13 protein-coding genes are annotated in these 16,677 nt (G+C 67.5%); 3 read left to right on the forward strand and 10 right to left on the reverse strand.

Going from position 1 to position 16,677, the window contains the following annotated elements; translation table 11 throughout:
* Window positions 1-102 precede the first annotated feature (102 nt).
* From IAI58_RS23070 to IAI58_RS13645, 10 genes are all read right to left on the reverse strand, one after another.
* Complete coding sequence (locus tag IAI58_RS23070) at window positions 103-855, reverse strand: PEP-CTERM sorting domain-containing protein (protein ID WP_237182627.1); 753 nt, start codon at window positions 853-855, stop codon at window positions 103-105.
* 256 nt (window positions 856-1,111) lie between these two features.
* Window positions 1,112-2,608, reverse strand: coding sequence for an exosortase A (gene xrtA, locus IAI58_RS13605; protein WP_207450179.1), 1,497 nt, complete (start codon window positions 2,606-2,608; stop codon window positions 1,112-1,114).
* Window positions 2,605-3,852, reverse strand: coding sequence for a TIGR03087 family PEP-CTERM/XrtA system glycosyltransferase (locus IAI58_RS13610; protein WP_207450168.1), 1,248 nt, complete (start codon window positions 3,850-3,852; stop codon window positions 2,605-2,607). Before IAI58_RS13610 ends, xrtA begins: the two co-directional genes overlap by 4 nt.
* 14 nt (window positions 3,853-3,866) lie before the next feature.
* Window positions 3,867-4,901, reverse strand: a complete 1,035-nt coding sequence (locus IAI58_RS13615) for a FemAB family XrtA/PEP-CTERM system-associated protein (RefSeq protein WP_207450166.1) — start codon at window positions 4,899-4,901, stop codon at window positions 3,867-3,869.
* Complete coding sequence (locus IAI58_RS13620) at window positions 4,898-5,776, reverse strand: XrtA system polysaccharide deacetylase (protein WP_207450164.1); 879 nt, start codon at window positions 5,774-5,776, stop codon at window positions 4,898-4,900. The genes IAI58_RS13615 and IAI58_RS13620 overlap by 4 nt, the downstream gene beginning before the upstream one ends.
* Entirely contained in the window at window positions 5,773-6,741 is a 969-nt protein-coding gene (locus IAI58_RS13625) for an AAA family ATPase (RefSeq protein ID WP_207450162.1), read from the reverse strand. Before IAI58_RS13625 ends, IAI58_RS13620 begins: the two co-directional genes overlap by 4 nt.
* Before the next feature lie 12 nt (window positions 6,742-6,753).
* Window positions 6,754-8,418: a TIGR03016 family PEP-CTERM system-associated outer membrane protein gene (locus IAI58_RS13630; protein WP_207450160.1), complete on the reverse strand. Its 1,665-nt coding sequence runs from the start codon at window positions 8,416-8,418 to the stop codon at window positions 6,754-6,756.
* A gap of 46 nt (window positions 8,419-8,464) precedes the next feature.
* The gene (locus tag IAI58_RS13635) at window positions 8,465-9,373 is read right to left on the reverse strand and encodes an AAA family ATPase (protein ID WP_207450158.1); all 909 of its coding nucleotides are present in this window, start codon (window positions 9,371-9,373) and stop codon (window positions 8,465-8,467) included.
* On the reverse strand, window positions 9,370-10,896 hold the full coding sequence (locus IAI58_RS13640) for an XrtA system polysaccharide chain length determinant (protein WP_207450156.1): 1,527 nt from the start codon (window positions 10,894-10,896) through the stop codon (window positions 9,370-9,372). Before IAI58_RS13640 ends, IAI58_RS13635 begins: the two co-directional genes overlap by 4 nt.
* 3 nt (window positions 10,897-10,899) lie before the next feature.
* A complete protein-coding gene (locus IAI58_RS13645) occupies window positions 10,900-11,469 on the reverse strand; it encodes an XrtA/PEP-CTERM system exopolysaccharide export protein (RefSeq protein ID WP_237182626.1) in 570 nt (189 codons plus the stop codon).
* Between the two features lie 489 nt (window positions 11,470-11,958).
* Between IAI58_RS13645 and IAI58_RS13650 the strand changes: the two genes are divergently transcribed.
* From IAI58_RS13650 to prsR, 3 genes are read left to right on the forward strand one after another with little or no spacing between them, the layout of a single operon-like run.
* Entirely contained in the window at window positions 11,959-13,215 is a 1,257-nt protein-coding gene (locus tag IAI58_RS13650) for an exopolysaccharide biosynthesis polyprenyl glycosylphosphotransferase (protein ID WP_237182632.1), read from the forward strand.
* Complete coding sequence (prsK, locus tag IAI58_RS13655) at window positions 13,212-15,263, forward strand: XrtA/PEP-CTERM system histidine kinase PrsK (protein WP_207450141.1); 2,052 nt, start codon at window positions 13,212-13,214, stop codon at window positions 15,261-15,263. The genes IAI58_RS13650 and prsK overlap by 4 nt, the downstream gene beginning before the upstream one ends.
* Window positions 15,260-16,669, forward strand: coding sequence for a PEP-CTERM-box response regulator transcription factor (gene prsR, locus IAI58_RS13660; protein ID WP_207450139.1), 1,410 nt, complete (start codon window positions 15,260-15,262; stop codon window positions 16,667-16,669). The genes prsK and prsR overlap by 4 nt, the downstream gene beginning before the upstream one ends.
* Window positions 16,670-16,677: the final 8 nt, after the last annotated feature.

Below are 16,677 nucleotides of genomic sequence, written 5' to 3' on the forward strand. Positions count from 1 at the left end.
ACACGGCACCAGGCTATCGCCCGGTGCCGCTGTCATAACCGCCCAGTGTCAGGCGCCACGAGAAGTGTGGCGGAGCGGCCGCGGCCGCTCTGCCTGGTATGCTCAGGAATTCCGGCGGCGTGTGCGCGCCAGCATGCCCAGGCCCAGCAGGCCCGTGCTGAACAGCGCGATGGAGGCCGGCTCCGGCACCGCCACGATCTGCGAGCTGGCGCTGATCGTCGCCCCGCCGCCCGTGAAGGTGGCTTCGATGATCATGGTCTGCGAGAACAATTCGTTCGGCAGGGACAGGTTGGTGATGACCGTGCCCAGAGCGTCGGCTGGCGTGGTGGACGGGGTGACGGTCGTCGTCGCCAGCAGCACGTCCGTGATATCGAAGGCAATGTTGCCGGCGCTGGCGTAGTTGGACAGCACCACGCTCTCCACCTGGTTCACGCCTGCCAGCAAGTTCGCCGTCAGCGTGCTGGCCAGCTGCGCCGCCAGGCCACCGGCAGTGGCGCTGGAGACATCAGTCTGGGTGATTTCCAGCCGCAGGGTATGGGTGCCGGAGAAATTGGTGCTGGACGAAATCTGGTTCATCTGCCCGGCCATCGTCGGCTCCGGGTTGGCCGGCGCGCCGGAGGCGAAGACAGAGACGAACTGGAACAGCGAGGTATTGCCCGAGAAGGACAGCACACCGTCACCATTGGTGTCGCTGATGACGCCGCCGGAGATCGTATCGCCGCCGAGGTAGTTATAATTCGTGATCAGGTTGCCATCCTGATAGATGCGGGCTGCCAGAAGCGGCGCTGCTTCCGCGGAAACCTGGATCCCGGCCACGCCCATCAGCGCGATGCCCGCCAACAGAAGATTACGCATGACGAATATCCCATCGTTATCCTAGACGCGCCGTCCGGCTCGTCGCCATATGTATTGCATGTTCCATGCCAAAGATTTTTTCCCTTCATAATCAACAACATAAAGGAGAGGTGCGTTCGCTGCCGCGCGGACCGTAAAGTTTTCCGACAAGTGGCTGCGGCGTGCGTCAGATTATTGGACAGATGGTCTGAAAAAACCCGCCCATGCGATGCATGCGGCGGGCGTTTCAGCGGGATAAAGGGAGCCGACGCGGTGTTCAGCCTGGGCGAGAAAGTTCCGCCGCCTGCTGCCCGAGGTCCATGGACTTCTCTTCCAGCACCTTTCGCAGCCAATTGCGGTCACGTACCGCGCCGGTGCCATCCCGCGCACTGTCGGGACGCCAGAGCAGCGTGACCAGCACTGGCCGTCCGTTGTCGCCACGCAGGCTGTTCCAGCCCTGCGCCAAGCGGCTACGCAAACCGTCGCCAACGGGCTCGCCATTCAGCCAGGCGGCGCTGGCGACGATACGCGCAGCGTCACGATCCTGGCGTAGCTGCCAGAGAGCGTCGGAATTTTTTACAGTCAGCAGCAGGGCCTCGTCATCGTCACCGGCCAGCTCATAGCGGGCAGAGGCGACCTGCGACCAGGTGCTGCGCGGGGAGAAGGCGGAGATGTTGACTTGCAGGGTGCCATCGCCACAACGCAGCGTGCCAGCCCCGACAGCCTGGCAATCCGCCGGGGCGAAAAGCGGCGCCGGCCGGGCTTCCGCTGTAACGCTGGCGCGGTTCAGGGCCATCGCCAGGGAAGGTCCTGCCAAGGCCACCAGTCCACAGATCAGCGCCGCCGTCACCAGCGCCGCGCCGCGCACAGCCGGAAGCCGGCGAACCACCGCCGCGTCGGCTGGCGCGACATCCGCAGGGCGCCCGTCCTCGCGGAAGGGCAACCCGGCCGCGACCAGCAGCAGGATGACGATGGAGAAGAAAATCCAGCCATAGACCAGATGGTCGGCCGCCGCCGCCTGCGCGCTGCCGAGATGATGGCCGAGCAGCACGATACCGAGGGCGCGCAGGCCATTGGCCACCACCGGCACAACGATGGCCAGCAGCATCACCGCCAGCCGCCGGGACAGGCTCCGGAACATCACGAAGCCATAGAGCGCCCCGAAGGCGAGCGCCGCGATGATAAAGCGCAGCCCCGCGCAGGCTTCGGCCACCAGGAAGGTGCCGGCCGGGATCTCGATGATCAGGTCGTCCGCATAATGAGGGATTTGCAGCAGCTGCAGCCCTGCGACGATGAACCAGGCCGTCACCTTCTGCAGCACAGGCGTCAGGAAGGCGCCGAATGGCACGAGGAAAAACAGGTAGAGCAGCGGCGCCGCCATGGCGCGGCCGACACGCCAGCCCACCACGGCCAGGATGAAGCAGATGGTCAGGGAGAGGGCCGCCAGTTGCCGGCCTTCCATGATACCCAGCCGCTCTGCCGCCAGCCAAGCCAGCCCTGCGCCCAGCGCCGGCACGGCGGCCAGCAGCGTCGGCTCGGGCCGCAGCACGGCCAGGCGGTGGCGGCGCGCCCAGGCCAGCCACAGCGCCAGGGGCAGCACCAGCCAGCAGTGGTTATAGGCGGTGGAGCGGTCCCAGATATCGACGGCCGCCGCCACTTCCGTCGAGAAGGCCAGGCCCAGCACAGCCAGCCCCGCCCCCAGCACCGCCACGGCCATCGGCCAGGTGGTGCCACGCCAGGACGCCACGCTCTCCGTCGACTGGGCTATGCTCATGCCACCGCGCTCAGGCCAAAGGGCGCCGGCTTCGCGCCGGGGTCCATGATGGTATCCAGCTTCCGCAGCGTGGCCGCCCAGTCATGCCCGGCCCGCACCGCCCGCAGCGCCGCGGCGCCCAGGCCTGGATGCGCGCCGGCCAGCACTTCCGCCACCAGCCGGGCGGTCTCGGCCGCGCCGTCCCCCACCAGCAGGTCGCGGCCGGGCTGGGCATGGATGCCTTCGAAGGCATCGGGCGAAGCCACCACCGGCTTGGCCAGGGCCATGGCTTCCAGCACCTTGTTCTGGATGCCTCGGGCGATGCGCAGCGGCGCGACCGCCACCGAGGCATGCGCCAGATAGGGCCGCACATCCGGCACAGATCCCGTGACATGCACCCCCGGCAACTCGGCCAGGGCACGCACGGCAGGGGCCGGACTGGCGCCGACGATGAAGAACTCCGGCGCCCGGCCCGGCATGGCCCGAAGGCGCGGCATCACCTCCCGCGCGAACCAGCTGACGGCTTCCACATTCGGCCGGTAGTCCATGGTTCCGGTGAAGACCGCCACGGGCGCATCGGAGGTATAGGGATTGGGATAGCTGCGGCCGGCGTCGAACACCGTCATGTCCACGCCATTCTCGACCCAGTCGAGATGAGGCGCCGTCTCCGGCGCCAGCTCGGCGAAGCGCGCGGCCTCCTGGCGGGAGACGAACAGGCAGCGGTCGAAGCTCACTGCCGCCCGGCGCTCGAAGCTCAGGAGGGTGCGCGCCTCACGGGACCAGACCTGGCGCATCGGCGCATGGGCGTCATTGGCATAGGCGCGCCATTTCTCGGAATCGACATCCACCATGTCCAGCACCCGGCGCATGCCCGGACGCCGGGCGGCGGGGCCGGAGACATAAGGCGCCATCGCCGCGGAATAGGCGAAGATGGCATCGTAGCGGTTGGCGGAAAGGCCCTGGTCCACCCAGGCCTTCAGCCCCGGGCTGTGGAACCAGCCGAGCGTCAGCGGTGCGCCCGGCCGGCAATGGAGCAGCGCGCGCGCGGCTGCCTGCCAGCGCGGGCCGGTGGGCTCTCCGCGCACTTCGGCACAATGGCTCCGCAGCGCGGGCAGATGCTCCATATCGGCGGGATCATCCACCAGGCAACCCAGATCGACTTCCCAGCTTCGCGACAGTTGCTCCAGCATATGCCAGGCACGAATCTTGTCGCCCTTCACGGGTGGATAGGGAATCCGGTGGCAAAGGAAGAGAAGCCTGCGCATGGCGATATCTCCTCTTACCCCAGCCCACGCACAATCGGCGGGCCCAGGATATTGGCCACCGGCAGCGGCAGGCGCTTCCAGGCGGCTATCATCATCTTGTATTTCGGATTGGATGGATTGTGCTCGGAGAGCTTGGCGCCCGGGCGAAGACGGTAGCTGTAATGCAGCGGCTGCGCCTCGAAGCCCCAGTTCTTCTTGAAATCGAAAGCACCGGTGCCGGATTTGCTGCGGCCGAAGTCATAGAGGCGGGAGCCACGCTCCGATCCCGCGCGGCGCATCACTTCCCAGTACATGAAGTCGTTGCCGGCAACCTTTCGCGCCAGGGTGGTGCCGCCACCATAGTAAGGCAGCACTTCCTCACGGAAATAGAAGTTGAGCACCGAGGCAACGGGGCGGTCCTCCTGCAGAACCGTGACGACGTCGTGCTCGTTCGGGAAAGCAGCCGCCAGCCGGTCGAAATACTTGCGCGGGAAGACCGGGGTGCCGAGGTTGTGCACGCTCTCGGCATAGACGCGGTGGAGTACGCCGGTGTCGCTGTTGCTGACCGAACGCAAGCCGTTCTGGATGCCCTTCCGCACCATCGCCCGCTGCTTGCGCGGGATGGCCTTCATGTCCTTCTCGGCATCACCGGTGATCGGCTTCCGGAAGGTGTAATGCAGCGGCGGACGCACATCCCAGTCCCGGTAGGGCGCGTGCAGCTGGCGGAATTCCAGATGCTCCGCCCCGGTCTTGCGCAGCAGGTCCATGGCATGCGCTTCCAGCGCCGCCTCGGCCTCCGGCGTCACGGCGACAGGGCCACCGTAGACGCAGAACGGTGTCGAGATCAGCGCATCGCCGAACAGCCGCGTACGCATCCGCGCCAGCGGCAGCACGCCGACAATGGCGCCGTCCTGCTCCGCCAGCGTGTAATGGGTGCTATGGCCGAAGGCATCCTCGATAACATGGCGCCAGGGGCTGAGATGGAAGAAGGTGGCCTCCGGCCGGGCGCGCACGAATGCGTCCCAGGCGCCTTCCTGGCCGGCTTCCAACGGACGGAGACGCAGACTCATGCCGCCGCCCTCTCCTCAACCACCGGGCCGCCGATGGCCGCGGCGAAGACCTCGTCCATCCGGCCCCAGCTGAAGTCCCGCAGCAACTGGTCTACCCGCGCGGACATGGTGTCCAGGCCCGTATAGTGGCGAAAGCGCGAGAGACGGCCGGCATGGTTCATGCGCGGCTGACCCGGATCGACTTCCCAGGGATGGAAGTAGAAGATGCCCGGCCGCTGCTCGACCCGGTTCACCCGGCGTAGAGCGGTGCGGAAGATGGGATAGGGAATCAGGCGGAACCAGCCACCACCCGCGCAGGGCAGGTTGCGGCCGAAGGCGCGCAATGTGGTCATCGGAATTTCCAACACCCCATCCCGATACGGACGGTAGGGGCCGCGCGGCGCATCGGGGGAGCCATAAAGATCGTGGCGGATCGGGAAGACGGAGGAGCTGTAGAGATGCCCTTCCTCGGCCAGCACCCGGTGCGCCCAGGGCGTGGACCGCGCACCGATCGAGAAAGTGGGCGCGCGGTAGCCGGCGACCGGGACGCCCGCGGCATCCTCCAGCACCTGCTTGGCGCGGCGGATATCGGCGCGGAAAGCGACCTCGCCGATGCGATGCACCTGCTGATGCCCATAGCCATGGCTGGCGATTTCATGCCCGGCGGCGGCGATGCGGCGGATCAGCGCGGGGTGCCGCTCCGCGACCCAGCCCAGGGTGAAGAAGGTCGCATGGACGCCGGCCGCCGCCATCTGGTCGAGCACGCGGCTGGTATTCTCCACCACGCGCAATTCCAGATTGTCCCAGTCATCGCGGCTAATGATGCCCGCGAAGGCCTGTACCTGGAACCAATCCTCCACATCCACGCTCATGGCATTGCGTAGCACCGGAGTCATCCCCGCATCCTCTCACCAGCGGCGAAGAGCTCGGACATGCGGTTGAACACCCGCTCCCGCCGCGCGATCAGGCGCTCCAGCGCCTCCACGCGCTGCGTCAGGTCTTCCAGCGCATCATTGCTGACGGCGCTGCGGGGAGCGGTGAGCTCGTCATCCGGCAGCCCCGCCAGGTCCTCCTCCAGTTCCAGCGCCGTCGCCTCGACAAGGTCGGCGGTCAGAAGGTCGCTGCTCTCCAGCGCGCCGCCCAGCAGCACACGGGAGCAGAGGCGGTTGATCTGGCGCGGGATGCCGCCGCTGTGGCGATGCACCATCTCCAGCGCCTCCGGCTCCCAGCTCGGGCGGCCGTCCCAGCCCACCGCGCGCATGCGGTGCTCGACATAGGCCCGCGTCTCCTCGCTGGAGAGCGCGCCGAGATGGAAGGAGGCCAGCACGCGCTGCCGCAGCTGCGTCAGGTCGGGGCTGGCCATGATGCGCCGCAACTGCGGCTGGCCCAGCAGGATCGTCTGCAGGGGCGCATGGCCGGGGCCCGTGACATTGGAGATCATGCGAAGCTCTTCCAGCGCCGGCAGCGTCAGCGCCTGGGCCTCGTCCACGATCAGCAGGTGCCGCCGGCTGCCTTCGCGCAGCGCACGGGTGATGCCCAGCAGCAGCGCCGCCTTGGTGCCATCGGACGGCACGCCGAAGGCATCGGCCACGAGACGGAGCACGTCGTCGCTGGACACCTGGGTCGTGCTGATCCGGGCGATGACGAAGCCATTGGGGTCCAGTTCGCCACACAGGCGTTCAACCAGCGTGGTCTTGCCAGCCCCCACCTCGCCCGTGACGATGACGAAGCCCTCGCGTTGCGCCAGCCCATACATCAGATGGGCATAGGCGCGGCGGTGTACGCTACTCGCGAAGAAGAGCCGCGCATCCGGCGTCATCTGGAATGGCGGCTCGCGGAAGCCGTAGTAATCGAGCTGCATCTGCGCCTCCCTTCAGAAGGTCTGCCGCAGGCCGGCGATGATGGTGTTCTGGATGGCCCGGCCAGACGTGACGTCGTCGCCACGACTGCTGGTCACGAACTGCAGGGTGCCGGCCAGGTTCGGCGTAAATCGCGTGATGAGCGTCAGCCCAAGCGAATAGACATCGCCGCTGCCGAAGCTCACGTTGTCGAACTTGCCATACTGCACATAGGCGGAGGCCGAGGTCTCCCGTGTCAGCTCATGCGACCAGGAGAAGCTTGCAGAGGAGCCGCGCGAGCGCTCCGCGAAGCCGCCGATCTCGACCGAAACAGGCTCCCGCTCCTCCCGGAATGCCGTGAGGGTGAAGATATCACGCCCCCAGTCCTGGCTGACCGAGGCGGAAGCCGAGCGAACGCGCATCAGATTCGTCTGCACGCCCAGAAGCGCATTGGCGAAGGGCAGAAGAACCGGGGCCCCGGTCGCGGTATCGACCGGATTGCCCAGCGCGTCCAGCGAGGTGGTGGAAAGCAGGTCCGCCACGCGCTGGCTGCCCGTCGTCAGCTCCTCCGCATAGTTGGCGTAGAGGCGGGTGCGCCCGCCCAACGCCAGGGCCGCATCGACCCGCGCCGAGTTGAAGCCGCCATGGTGGCCGTAGCGGACCGTGACCGAGCTGTCCTCGGACAAGGTCAGCTTGGTGCCGACGGACCAGAGGGCTTCCGAGATCTCGAAGGGCGGGAAGCCGGAATAGCGCTGTGCCTCGTAGCCGATCTCGCCGAGCAGGGAGATATACCGGTTGATGGCATAACGCCCTTCGACGGCGATGAGGCGGCGGTAGGCGTTGTCCAGCACGCCCGTGCCATCGTATTCGGTGGCCTGTCCCCGACCTTCCAGCGCTACCCTGCCGAAATCCTCTCCGGTGCGGACGACGCCATAGATCTCGTTCGCGGTGAACCGCTGATCGGAGAAGTTGCGCGGCACGCCCGGCAGCAACGGCACATTCACCTGGCTGCCGATGGAATCCTGCGAGACATGCTGCAGGGCATATCCGACCTGCACCGTCGCCAGCCCGCCGAAGCGATGAATCGCGTAAGGCGAGATCTGGAAGCTGCTGGTCTGCACCTCCTGCCCGCGGGACAGAACGTCATTACCGCTCGGGCTGAAGCCGCCATTCGCCGCCTGAACGGCCGCGCTGCCGCGCAGGTCCAGGAAGAATGTGTCCGGCACCAGCGTCAACAGCATCTGGCCATTGAAGTTATGGTTGATGCCGTTCTGGTCGCTCTGGGAGGCGTAGAACTGCAGCTGCGGATCGTAGCTGACCACGCCCTGCAGCCGCATCGTGTCCACCGTCACCAGCACGCCCGGGGAGATGGTGGTGATCAACTCCTTCTTCCGGTCTCTGCGGGTCTGGTAGAGATTGTCAGTGGCCGACAGCTGCACGCCCAGGCTGGGTGTGATGCTCCAGCCCGGCCCCTGCTGCGTCGGTGGCGGCAGCAGCAGGCTGAAGGGGTCGCCCGAGGTGTTCAGGCGCACGGGGTCGGCCTCCGGCCAGGGCGCGGTATAGCCGCCTTCCGTCACCTCTCCGGGCGAGATGGAGAAGCTGGGGGCCGTGGTGCCGGGAAAGGGCGGTGTCTGCGCCCCGGCCGGCAGCGCGGCCGCCACCACCGTGGAAGCCGCGAGCCAGGCCCCGGCAACCCGCATGCCCGCGCCCGTTATCGGAGAAACGGACGCTCCGCCTGTTGCCGCCTCAGTTCGCATCGGGCGGTGCCCCATAATCGCCATAGGCGCCAAACCTGTCATTGGCGCTCATGGAGACGCGGTTGAGCACGAGCTGCAGCAGCGGGCAGGCATCGATCATGTCCAGGGCGGCCTCCACCTCATTGCGCTGGGTGCGCTCGGCATCAACCACCATCAGCACCTGCCCGGCGACCGAGGAAAGCGCATTGGCATCGCTGCTGGAAAGGCTGGGCGGTGTGTCCAGCACCAGCACATGATCGGGCAGCAGGCGCGCGATGCGGGCGATGGCATCGGCCATCAGATTGGCCGGCGGCACCTGCTGCGCCGCCACGACGGCACGGCCGAAGGGAAGGAACATCAGGTTGCGGATGGCGGTCTGCACCAGCGGCAGGCCCACCTGCCCCTGAGGGCCCGCCACCAGCCCCCGCAGGCCGTCGGCATCCCCGACCTTCAAGGCCTCGGTGATGGAGCCGCGCTTGCCGTCGGTATCGATCAGCACGACCTTGCGCGTACCGTTGGCGGCCATGCATGCGGCGAGGTTCAGGGCCATGAAGGTCTTGCCCTCGCCCGGACGCGCACTGGTCACCAGCACGATGCGGTTGCGCGCGCTGCCATCCTCGGCCGCGCGCAGCACCTGCTGCTGCACGACGGAGACTTCCTCCACCACCCGGTTGCGCTGGCGGCCCGGCGGCGCCGGCACCAGCCCCGCTGCGATCATGAGATCGAGCGAGATGACGGGCTTGACGAGCCCCGGCGTCGCGGCCGGTGCAGGTGCCGGGCCCGCCGGAGGCAGCCCCGTAGCGGAGGCAGCCTCGGCCTGGCCGGCCGGCGGCGCGGAAAGGACATGGCTCTGGGAATCGCCCATCGCCTCGACAGCGCGCTCGACGAGATGCGCGCGCCCTCTGAAGGGCATGTTCATGCCAGCATCCTCACGATCATACCGGGCACCCCGGCCAGAACAGCTCCAAAGACGGCCAGCAGTGCGACGACGCCAAAGGCGAAGCCCACGGCTGCGCCAGTATGGCGCCGCGGTGCGGTCGCGGAGACGCCGCCCAGGACCGGCAGCCCGAGCTTGCGGAGGTCGTGCACGGTGTAGAAGCCCTGGTCGAGTTGCACGAAGGCCAGTGCCGTCAGGACCGCGGTACCCAGCCCGGCCACCAGCACGCCACAGAGCAGCAGCATGCGGTTAGGGGAGGTTGGCAGCACCGGCAGGGTCGGCGGGTCCACGACCTCCAGCCGCACCCGGTCCGAGTTCGTACGGGCCGCGCCGGCGATCTGGATGGACTCACGGCGGGCCAGCAGTTCCTCGTAGTTCTTCCGCAGCACGTTATAGTCGCGGTCGAGGTTCAGGAACTGCGCGTGCACCTCAGGCGCGCCACGGGCGATTTCATCCAGGCGCTCCACCTCGGCGCGGCCATCCACCTCCTGCCGCTGCAGGGAGGAGATCTGCGCCTCCGCCTCCACGAGCCGGACTTTCAGCTCCTCATAAAGCGGATTCGAGCGGGGCTCGGAGGAGGACCCGGCGGAGCGTGTGGTCGTGCTGCCCCTGCTGCCCTCGGCCCGCGCTGCCTCGACGGCACGGCGGGCAGCGATGACGTCGGGATGCTGCTCGGTAAAGCGCAGCCGCAGCTCGCGCAGCTCGCGCTCCGCATCGGCCAGGCGGCTGTTGCCACCGCCACCGCCGCCACCACCACCACGGGATTCCGAGGCCAGGCGCTGCGGCACGGATGCCAGCTGCTTCTCAATCAGCCCTTTCCGGGCGATCGCGTCCGTCAACTCGCCCTGCACCTGCTTCAGCTGGCTACGGGCGGCCTCCAGCCGGGACACGCCACCCAGCGCATCGTTCGGCAGGATGTCGATGTAGCGGGCCTGGAACTCGGCACGACGGCGCTCGGCCTGCCGCAACTGCACCTCGTAGGAGGAGAGCTGCTGCTGCACGAAGGCGCGGGCGCCTTCCATCTGCTGCCGATCCGTGCTGGTCGCGGCTTCCATGAAGAGATTCAGCGCGGTCTGCACCACCTCACGCGCCACCCGCGGATCGCGGTCGCGGTACTCGATGGTGAAAAGGTTGCGGGTCTGCGGGACGATGCGGATGTCGCGCGTCAGCTGCTGCACGATCGCATCCCGGTCCGCAGGGGACTTCACCCGCTTGTCCAGTTCGGTACGAAGAATGACTTTTTCAAGGTTCGGCCGGCTGAGCAGGGTCCTTTGCAGGATCTCCACCTGCGCGGCCGGAGAGCTGTCAACGGCAATGCCGCGCAGCAGCGAACCCAGGATGGCATCCGCATCCGCGTAGATGCGGGCGCTGGACTGGAACTGATTGGGGATGGCGTACACCCCTGCCCAGCCAACGAGGCACACCAACCATCCTACCAGGAGTGCCCTCCAGCGATATCGCCAGGCAACCGTCGCCTGGCGCTTAACGGTCGCAAGAATATGCATGATTCAGAACCAACCTTGCGGGATCACCAGTGTGTCGCCAGGACGCATCGGCAGATCCTGGCTGATGTCGCCGTCCCGAAGCAGATCAGAGAGCCGCACGGGAATGCTCTGGGCGCGGCCGTCCGGGCCCCGGCGGATGATCTCGGCACGGTTGCCGGCGGCATAACGGGTCAGGCCCTTGGCGCTGATCATAACGTCCAGCACCGTCTGCCCTTCCTTATAGGGCATGCCCATGGGCTGCGTCGCCTCGCCGATCACGCGGATCTGCTGGTTGGGCGCACCCTCGAAGGACCGGACCATGACGGTCACGTTCGGGTCCTGCACATATTCCTTCAGCCGCCCTTCGATCTGTCGGGCAAGGCCGGAAGGGGTCTGGCCGGCGGCGGTGATGTCCGGCACCAACGGCAGGGAAATACGGCCATCGGGCCGGATGGGCAGCTCGGCGCTCAGTTCAGGAGCGCGATACACGAAGACATTCAGCACGTCCCCGGGCCCGAGCACGTACTCGGAAGCCTCAACGGTGGTGCCTGCCGCCAGTTCGGGCTGCTGCGCCGGAGCCGCGCAGCCAGCCATTCCGGCGGCACAAACCAGCCAAAATGATGCAGTTATGAAACGAGAGGTCGTTCGCATGGCCCTGCTTCGCCCTTTAATGCGGTCATAGATGGCCGCCGCGACCCGCGGCCGGCCCCGTCCGTCGTCGCGGCATACGTTAACAGAACAGACGCCGGCCGCAATCCAGAATTTACACCTCGGCTAAAAGAATCTGTTCAGAAAATTGACGCTCGATATGCAAGGTTACTATGAATTTTCGTAAGGAACTTGAGTAAGCAGAAATTTTTTTCTTCCCGTTATCGATAATTTACCTTCTATGAAAATTCTTTGTATTTTCTGGTCTCTATCCGAACTTGTTAAAAAGATGCTAACGAGGCGCCATCGAAGCCTATGGGCTCCCCCTCCGCGAGGTCCCCGATGACGAGCATGTTCGGCCATAACATCCGCTCTGAGCTGGTCCTCCTCTATCTATTTGAGGGCCTAGCTGTTTTCTTCGCTGTCTATGTATTGATGGCGGCCGGTATTCCACCGGGTTACCCGGTGGACCATGGCCGCGTCACGCTCATTGCTGCAATGCTGGCCGTGTGTTCAGGCCTGGTCTGCGGCGCCAGCGGCCTTTACCAGCCTCAGTCTTTGTCACGCGGCCGCCGGCTCTTCGTCGGCGCTGCTCTGGCTGGCATGCTCCTTCTGCTTACCATCTGGCTCTGCCTGCTGCTGCTGGCGCCGGAGGGTCTCCGCGCCTCGTCTCCCGGCATCCTGCTGGAGGTGCTGCTGGGATGTATCGGCGCCGTGCTGCTGACGCGTGTTGCCTTTGTACTTCTGCTGCGCGGCGGATTCATGCGCCGGCGGGTGCTCGTGCTGCCCTCCGCCAGCAAGGATATCTCTGACACATCCTCTTCCTCCGGTAGCTGGGAGGATGTCTTCGAGGTTTCCAACCTTCCCGCCGGCGCGGATGTGCTGTCGATGCTGCGGCGGCCGGAGAGCCTGCGGGCACAGCGTGTCTGGGCCGTCGTCGCCCCCAGCGACACCCTGGACGCCGCCGCCCGCCGGGCCTGCGAGGCCGCAGGGGTGCGCGTGCTGAACGAATCCGAGTTCCACGAATGCCGCCACAACCGCGTCGTCTGCGAGCGCCTGGCGCCCGACTGGCTGAGCACGGTGCGTGGGCTGCATGAGGGGCGCGTGCAGGCCGCGCTGCGGCGTGCCTTCGACATCGCCGTCAGCCTGACCCTTCTTGTGCTGACGCTGCCGGTGATGGCGGTCACAGCGCTTGCCATCAAGCTCGACAGCCCCGGCCCGATCTTCTACCGGCAGGAGCGCGTCGGCCTGAACGGGCGTGTCTTCACCCTCACCAAGTTCCGCAGCATGATCGTGGATGCCGAAGCCGGTGGCGTTGCCCGCTGGGCCCAGCGGCAGGATTCGCGGGTGACGCGGGTCGGCCGGCTGATCCGCCTGACGCGCATCGACGAGCTGCCGCAGATCCTCAACGTGCTGCGCGGCGACATGGCCATCGTGGGCCCGCGCCCGGAGCGCCCCTCCTTCGTGGAGGAGCTGGGCCGCATCATCCCGCATTATCATGACCGCGCCTGCGTCAAGCCTGGCATCACGGGCTGGGCACAGGTGAACTACCCCTACGGCGCCTCGGTCGAAGATGCGCGGATGAAGCTGGCCTACGACCTTTATTATGTCCGCCGCCGCAGCCTTCTCCTGGATCTGCTGATCCTGGTCGCCACGGTGCGCGTCGTCCTTCTCCAGGAAGGCGCGCGATGACAGCCGCCGCATCCTCCGTTCTCTATGCTGGCTGCGCTGCGGCCTGCTTGGCCTGGGGGCTGCTGGTTCTTGGCAGCGGGCGTGGCCGCCACGCCCTGCTGCCGGCGATAACCTGCCTGGGCGCCGCTGCCTGGGCCGCTGCGGTGGCGCTGGCCCCGGCCACACCTTTCGCCGGCCTGGCCGGGGCGCTGGAGATCCTGCGCGCCGCTCTCTGGTTCGCGATGCTGCTCTCCGCCGGGCGCTTCATCGGCGGCCTGCGGGCGCGGCCGCTGCTGCGCCGCTTCGCCCTGGCAGGCGCCGTCACGGCGCTGCTCGCCTGGGCCACGCTGGTGCCGGAAGTGGCGGAAGCCCTGACCTGGCCGGCTCTTGGCTCGCCCGTAGTGCTCACGCGGCTGGCGCTGGTGTTGCTGGTCGTGCTTCTGGCCGAGAATCTCTACCGTAATGCCGACGATTCCACGCGCTGGCATGTGGTCCTGCCCTGCATCGCGCTGGGTGGCCTCGCGGCCTTCGACGTGCTGCTCTATGCCCAGGCCGCGCTGTCGCGCAGCCTCTCCCCCACGCTGGCGGATGGGCGCGCGGTGCTCACCGCCTTGGCGGCGCCGCTGCTGGCACTGGGCGCGATGCGGGACCGGCGCTGGCGCCGCAACCCGCCGGTGTCACGCGATGTCGTCTTCCACGGCGCGACGCTGCTGGTCGCCGGCAGCTTCCTGCTGGCCGTCGGTGCGGTGGGCGAGGCACTGCGCCACCTGGACGCCGATTGGGCGCAGGCGATGGAGCTGGGGATCTGGGCCGCCACCGCCATGGCGCTGGCCGTCGGCAGCACCGCGCGGTCCGTGCGCTCCCGTCTGCGCCGCTATGTGGTCGATCACTTCTTCCCTGCCCGCTACGACTATCGGCAGGAATGGCTGCGCTGCGTGAACACCCTCTCGGCGCCCGGTATGGCCGCCCCCCTGCGCGCCATCCGTGCCATCGCCGACCCCGCCGACAGCCCCGCCGGCATGCTGTTGCTGCGTGAGCCGGGCGAGCCCGGCCTGAACTGGGCCGGTTCCTGGAATCTTCCCGCCGAGACCTGCGGCCTCGCCGAGGACCATCCGCTGATTGCACAGATGCGCGAGGGCAACTGGATCGTTCCGCTGACGCCGGAGGATGTGCCGGAGCTGCGGGCGTTCTGCGGCCCGCTCTGGCTGGCGGTGCCGCTGGCGCATCACCGCGAAGGCCTGATGGGCGTCGTGCTGCTGGCCCCGCCCCGCGCGGCCCTGCCACTGGACGGCGAGGTCTTCGACCTGTTGCGTAGCCTGGGGCGGGAGGTTGCCATGTTCCTGGCCGAGCGGCGCAATGCCGAGCGGCTGAGCGAACAGCAGCACCTGCAGGACCATGCACAGCGCTTCGCCTTCATGGCCCATGACGTGAAGAACGTGGCCAGCCAGCTCACCCTGCTTCTGGCCAATGCCGATGAAAACATCCAGGATCCGGAGTTCCAGCGCGACATGCTTCTTACTGTTCGTGCCTCTGCGGCACGGATCAATACTCTCATCGCCCGTCTGCGGCAGCCGGAGGTCTCGGCCTCCGGCACCGTGGAGGGGGTCGAGCCGCTGACCCGTCTGCGTGTCCTGGCGGCGCAACAGGCGCATCCCCTTCAAATCGAGGATGATGGCCGGCAGCCGCAGCGTGTGGCCATCCCGCCGGAATCCTTCGATGCGGCGGTGACGCATCTGCTGAACAATGCCGCCGAAGCTTCCGCCCCTACCGAGCCCGTGCGCGTGCGCGTCTGGAATGGGGAGAGGCGGGTGGCGGTGGAAATCATCGACCGCGGCAGCGGCATGACGCCGGAATTCATTCGCGACGGGCTGTTCCGCCCGCTGGCGACCATGAAGCCCGGCGGCAGCGGCATCGGCGCCTGGCAGGCGCGGGAGTTGCTGCGGCGGGCCGGCGGAGATCTGTCGGTGTCGAGTTGTCCGGGCCTCGGCACCACCATGCGCCTGACACTGCCCGTTCTGGATAACTCTGCCGCGACTGGCAAAACTGAAATGGAGGCGGCACTACCATGAGTCGTCCGAAGCTGTTGATTATCGAGGACGACACGGCCCTGAGCGCCCAGTATCGCTGGGCCTTCCCGAACTGCCGTGTATTGTTGGCCGGCGACCGCCGCCAGGCCGAAGTGACTGCGCGTGCCGAGCAGCCGACCGCTGCGCTGCTGGATCTCGGCCTTCCGCCGGATGCTGAAGGTGTCAGTGAAGGATTCGCTACGCTGGCCATGCTCAGCCGGCTGTGCCCGGGCATGCCCATCATCGTCGCCAGTGGCCAGGGGCAGCGGGAGCATACGCTGCGCGCCATCGCGCTCGGCGCCTATGATTTCTGCGAGAAGCCGGTGGATCTGGCCGTGCTGCGGACCATCGTCGACCGCGCCCTGCGCCTGAGGGCCCTGGAGGAGGAAAATCTTCGCCTCGCCTCCATGCCTCGCCCCAGCCCGATCCGTGACATCGTCACGGCCGATGAGGGGATGCTGCGGATCTGCCACACCATCGAGCGGCTGAGCCAGGTCTCCGTGCCTGTCCTGCTGCTTGGCGAGAGCGGCACGGGCAAGGAGGCGCTGGCGCGCGCGCTGCACGACATGGGCCCGCGCGCGCGCAAGCCCTTCGTCGCCATCAACTGCGCCGCCATCCCCGAGCCGCTGCTGGAGAGCGAACTCTTCGGGCATGAGCGCGGCGCCTTCACCGGGGCGGTGAAGTCGGTGGCCGGGCGCATCGAAGCCGCCAATGGCGGCACGCTCTTCCTGGACGAGGTGGGCGACCTGCCCCCTGCCCTGCAGGCCAAGCTGCTGCGCTTCCTGCAGGACCAGGTGATCGAGCGTGTCGGCGGCCGCACGCCCATCCGCGTCGATGTGCGCGTCGTCTCCGCCACCAACCAGCCGCTGGAGGAGCAGGCGGAGAATGGCCGCTTCCGCGCCGACCTGCTCTACCGGCTGAATTCGCTGACCATCCGCATCCCGCCGCTGCGCGAGCGTGGCGAGGATTCGCTCCTGCTCGCCCGCTGGTTCCTGGCGCGTTACACGCGGGAATTCGGCCGGCGCCTGCGCGGGCTGGATGCCTCGGCCGCGGAGGCCGTCGCCGCCCATCGCTGGCCGGGCAATGTGCGGGAGTTGGGCAACCGCGTCCGCCGCGCGGCGCTGATGGCGGAAGGCCAGACCGTCACCGCGGCAGACCTGGAGCTCTCGCCCCCGGCCACGCAGTCCGATACCGACCTGGACCTCCGCGCGGCACGGTTGCGGGCGGAGCGCGCGACGATCGAGCGCGCGCTGGCCCGCAGCAATGGCAGCCTCGCCGCGGCGGCGCGGCTACTGGGTGTCAGCCGCCCGACAATCTATGGCCTGCTGGAGACGCATCGGCTTTCCCCCAGCCATGCGACCTCTGAACCCGATAACTCGAACGCCGGTTCCGACGGCGAAAGCCCTTAGCAGGATCA

Source organism: Roseomonas marmotae (assembly GCF_017654485.1).
Lineage (GTDB): Bacteria > Pseudomonadota > Alphaproteobacteria > Acetobacterales > Acetobacteraceae > Pseudoroseomonas > Pseudoroseomonas marmotae.

Excerpts from the sequence above, each read along its gene's own strand:
- IAI58_RS23070 (WP_237182627.1), bottom strand. The coding sequence starts at position 855 with ATGCGTAATCTTCTGTTGGCGGGCATCGCGCTGATGGGCGTGGCCGGG.
- xrtA (WP_207450179.1), bottom strand. The coding sequence starts at position 2,608 with ATGAGCATAGCCCAGTCGACGGAGAGCGTGGCGTCCTGGCGTGGCACC.
- IAI58_RS13610 (WP_207450168.1), bottom strand. The coding sequence starts at position 3,852 with ATGCGCAGGCTTCTCTTCCTTTGCCACCGGATTCCCTATCCACCCGTG.
- IAI58_RS13615 (WP_207450166.1), bottom strand. The coding sequence starts at position 4,901 with ATGAGTCTGCGTCTCCGTCCGTTGGAAGCCGGCCAGGAAGGCGCCTGG.
- IAI58_RS13620 (WP_207450164.1), bottom strand. The coding sequence starts at position 5,776 with ATGACTCCGGTGCTACGCAATGCCATGAGCGTGGATGTGGAGGATTGG.
- IAI58_RS13625 (WP_207450162.1), bottom strand. The coding sequence starts at position 6,741 with ATGCAGCTCGATTACTACGGCTTCCGCGAGCCGCCATTCCAGATGACG.
- IAI58_RS13630 (WP_207450160.1), bottom strand. The coding sequence starts at position 8,418 with ATGCGGGTTGCCGGGGCCTGGCTCGCGGCTTCCACGGTGGTGGCGGCC.
- IAI58_RS13635 (WP_207450158.1), bottom strand. The coding sequence starts at position 9,373 with ATGAACATGCCCTTCAGAGGGCGCGCGCATCTCGTCGAGCGCGCTGTC.
- IAI58_RS13640 (WP_207450156.1), bottom strand. The coding sequence starts at position 10,896 with ATGCATATTCTTGCGACCGTTAAGCGCCAGGCGACGGTTGCCTGGCGA.
- IAI58_RS13645 (WP_237182626.1), bottom strand. The coding sequence starts at position 11,469 with ATGGCTGGCTGCGCGGCTCCGGCGCAGCAGCCCGAACTGGCGGCAGGC.
- IAI58_RS13650 (WP_237182632.1), top strand. The coding sequence starts at position 11,959 with ATGGCGGCCGGTATTCCACCGGGTTACCCGGTGGACCATGGCCGCGTC.
- prsK (WP_207450141.1), top strand. The coding sequence starts at position 13,212 with ATGACAGCCGCCGCATCCTCCGTTCTCTATGCTGGCTGCGCTGCGGCC.
- prsR (WP_207450139.1), top strand. The coding sequence starts at position 15,260 with ATGAGTCGTCCGAAGCTGTTGATTATCGAGGACGACACGGCCCTGAGC.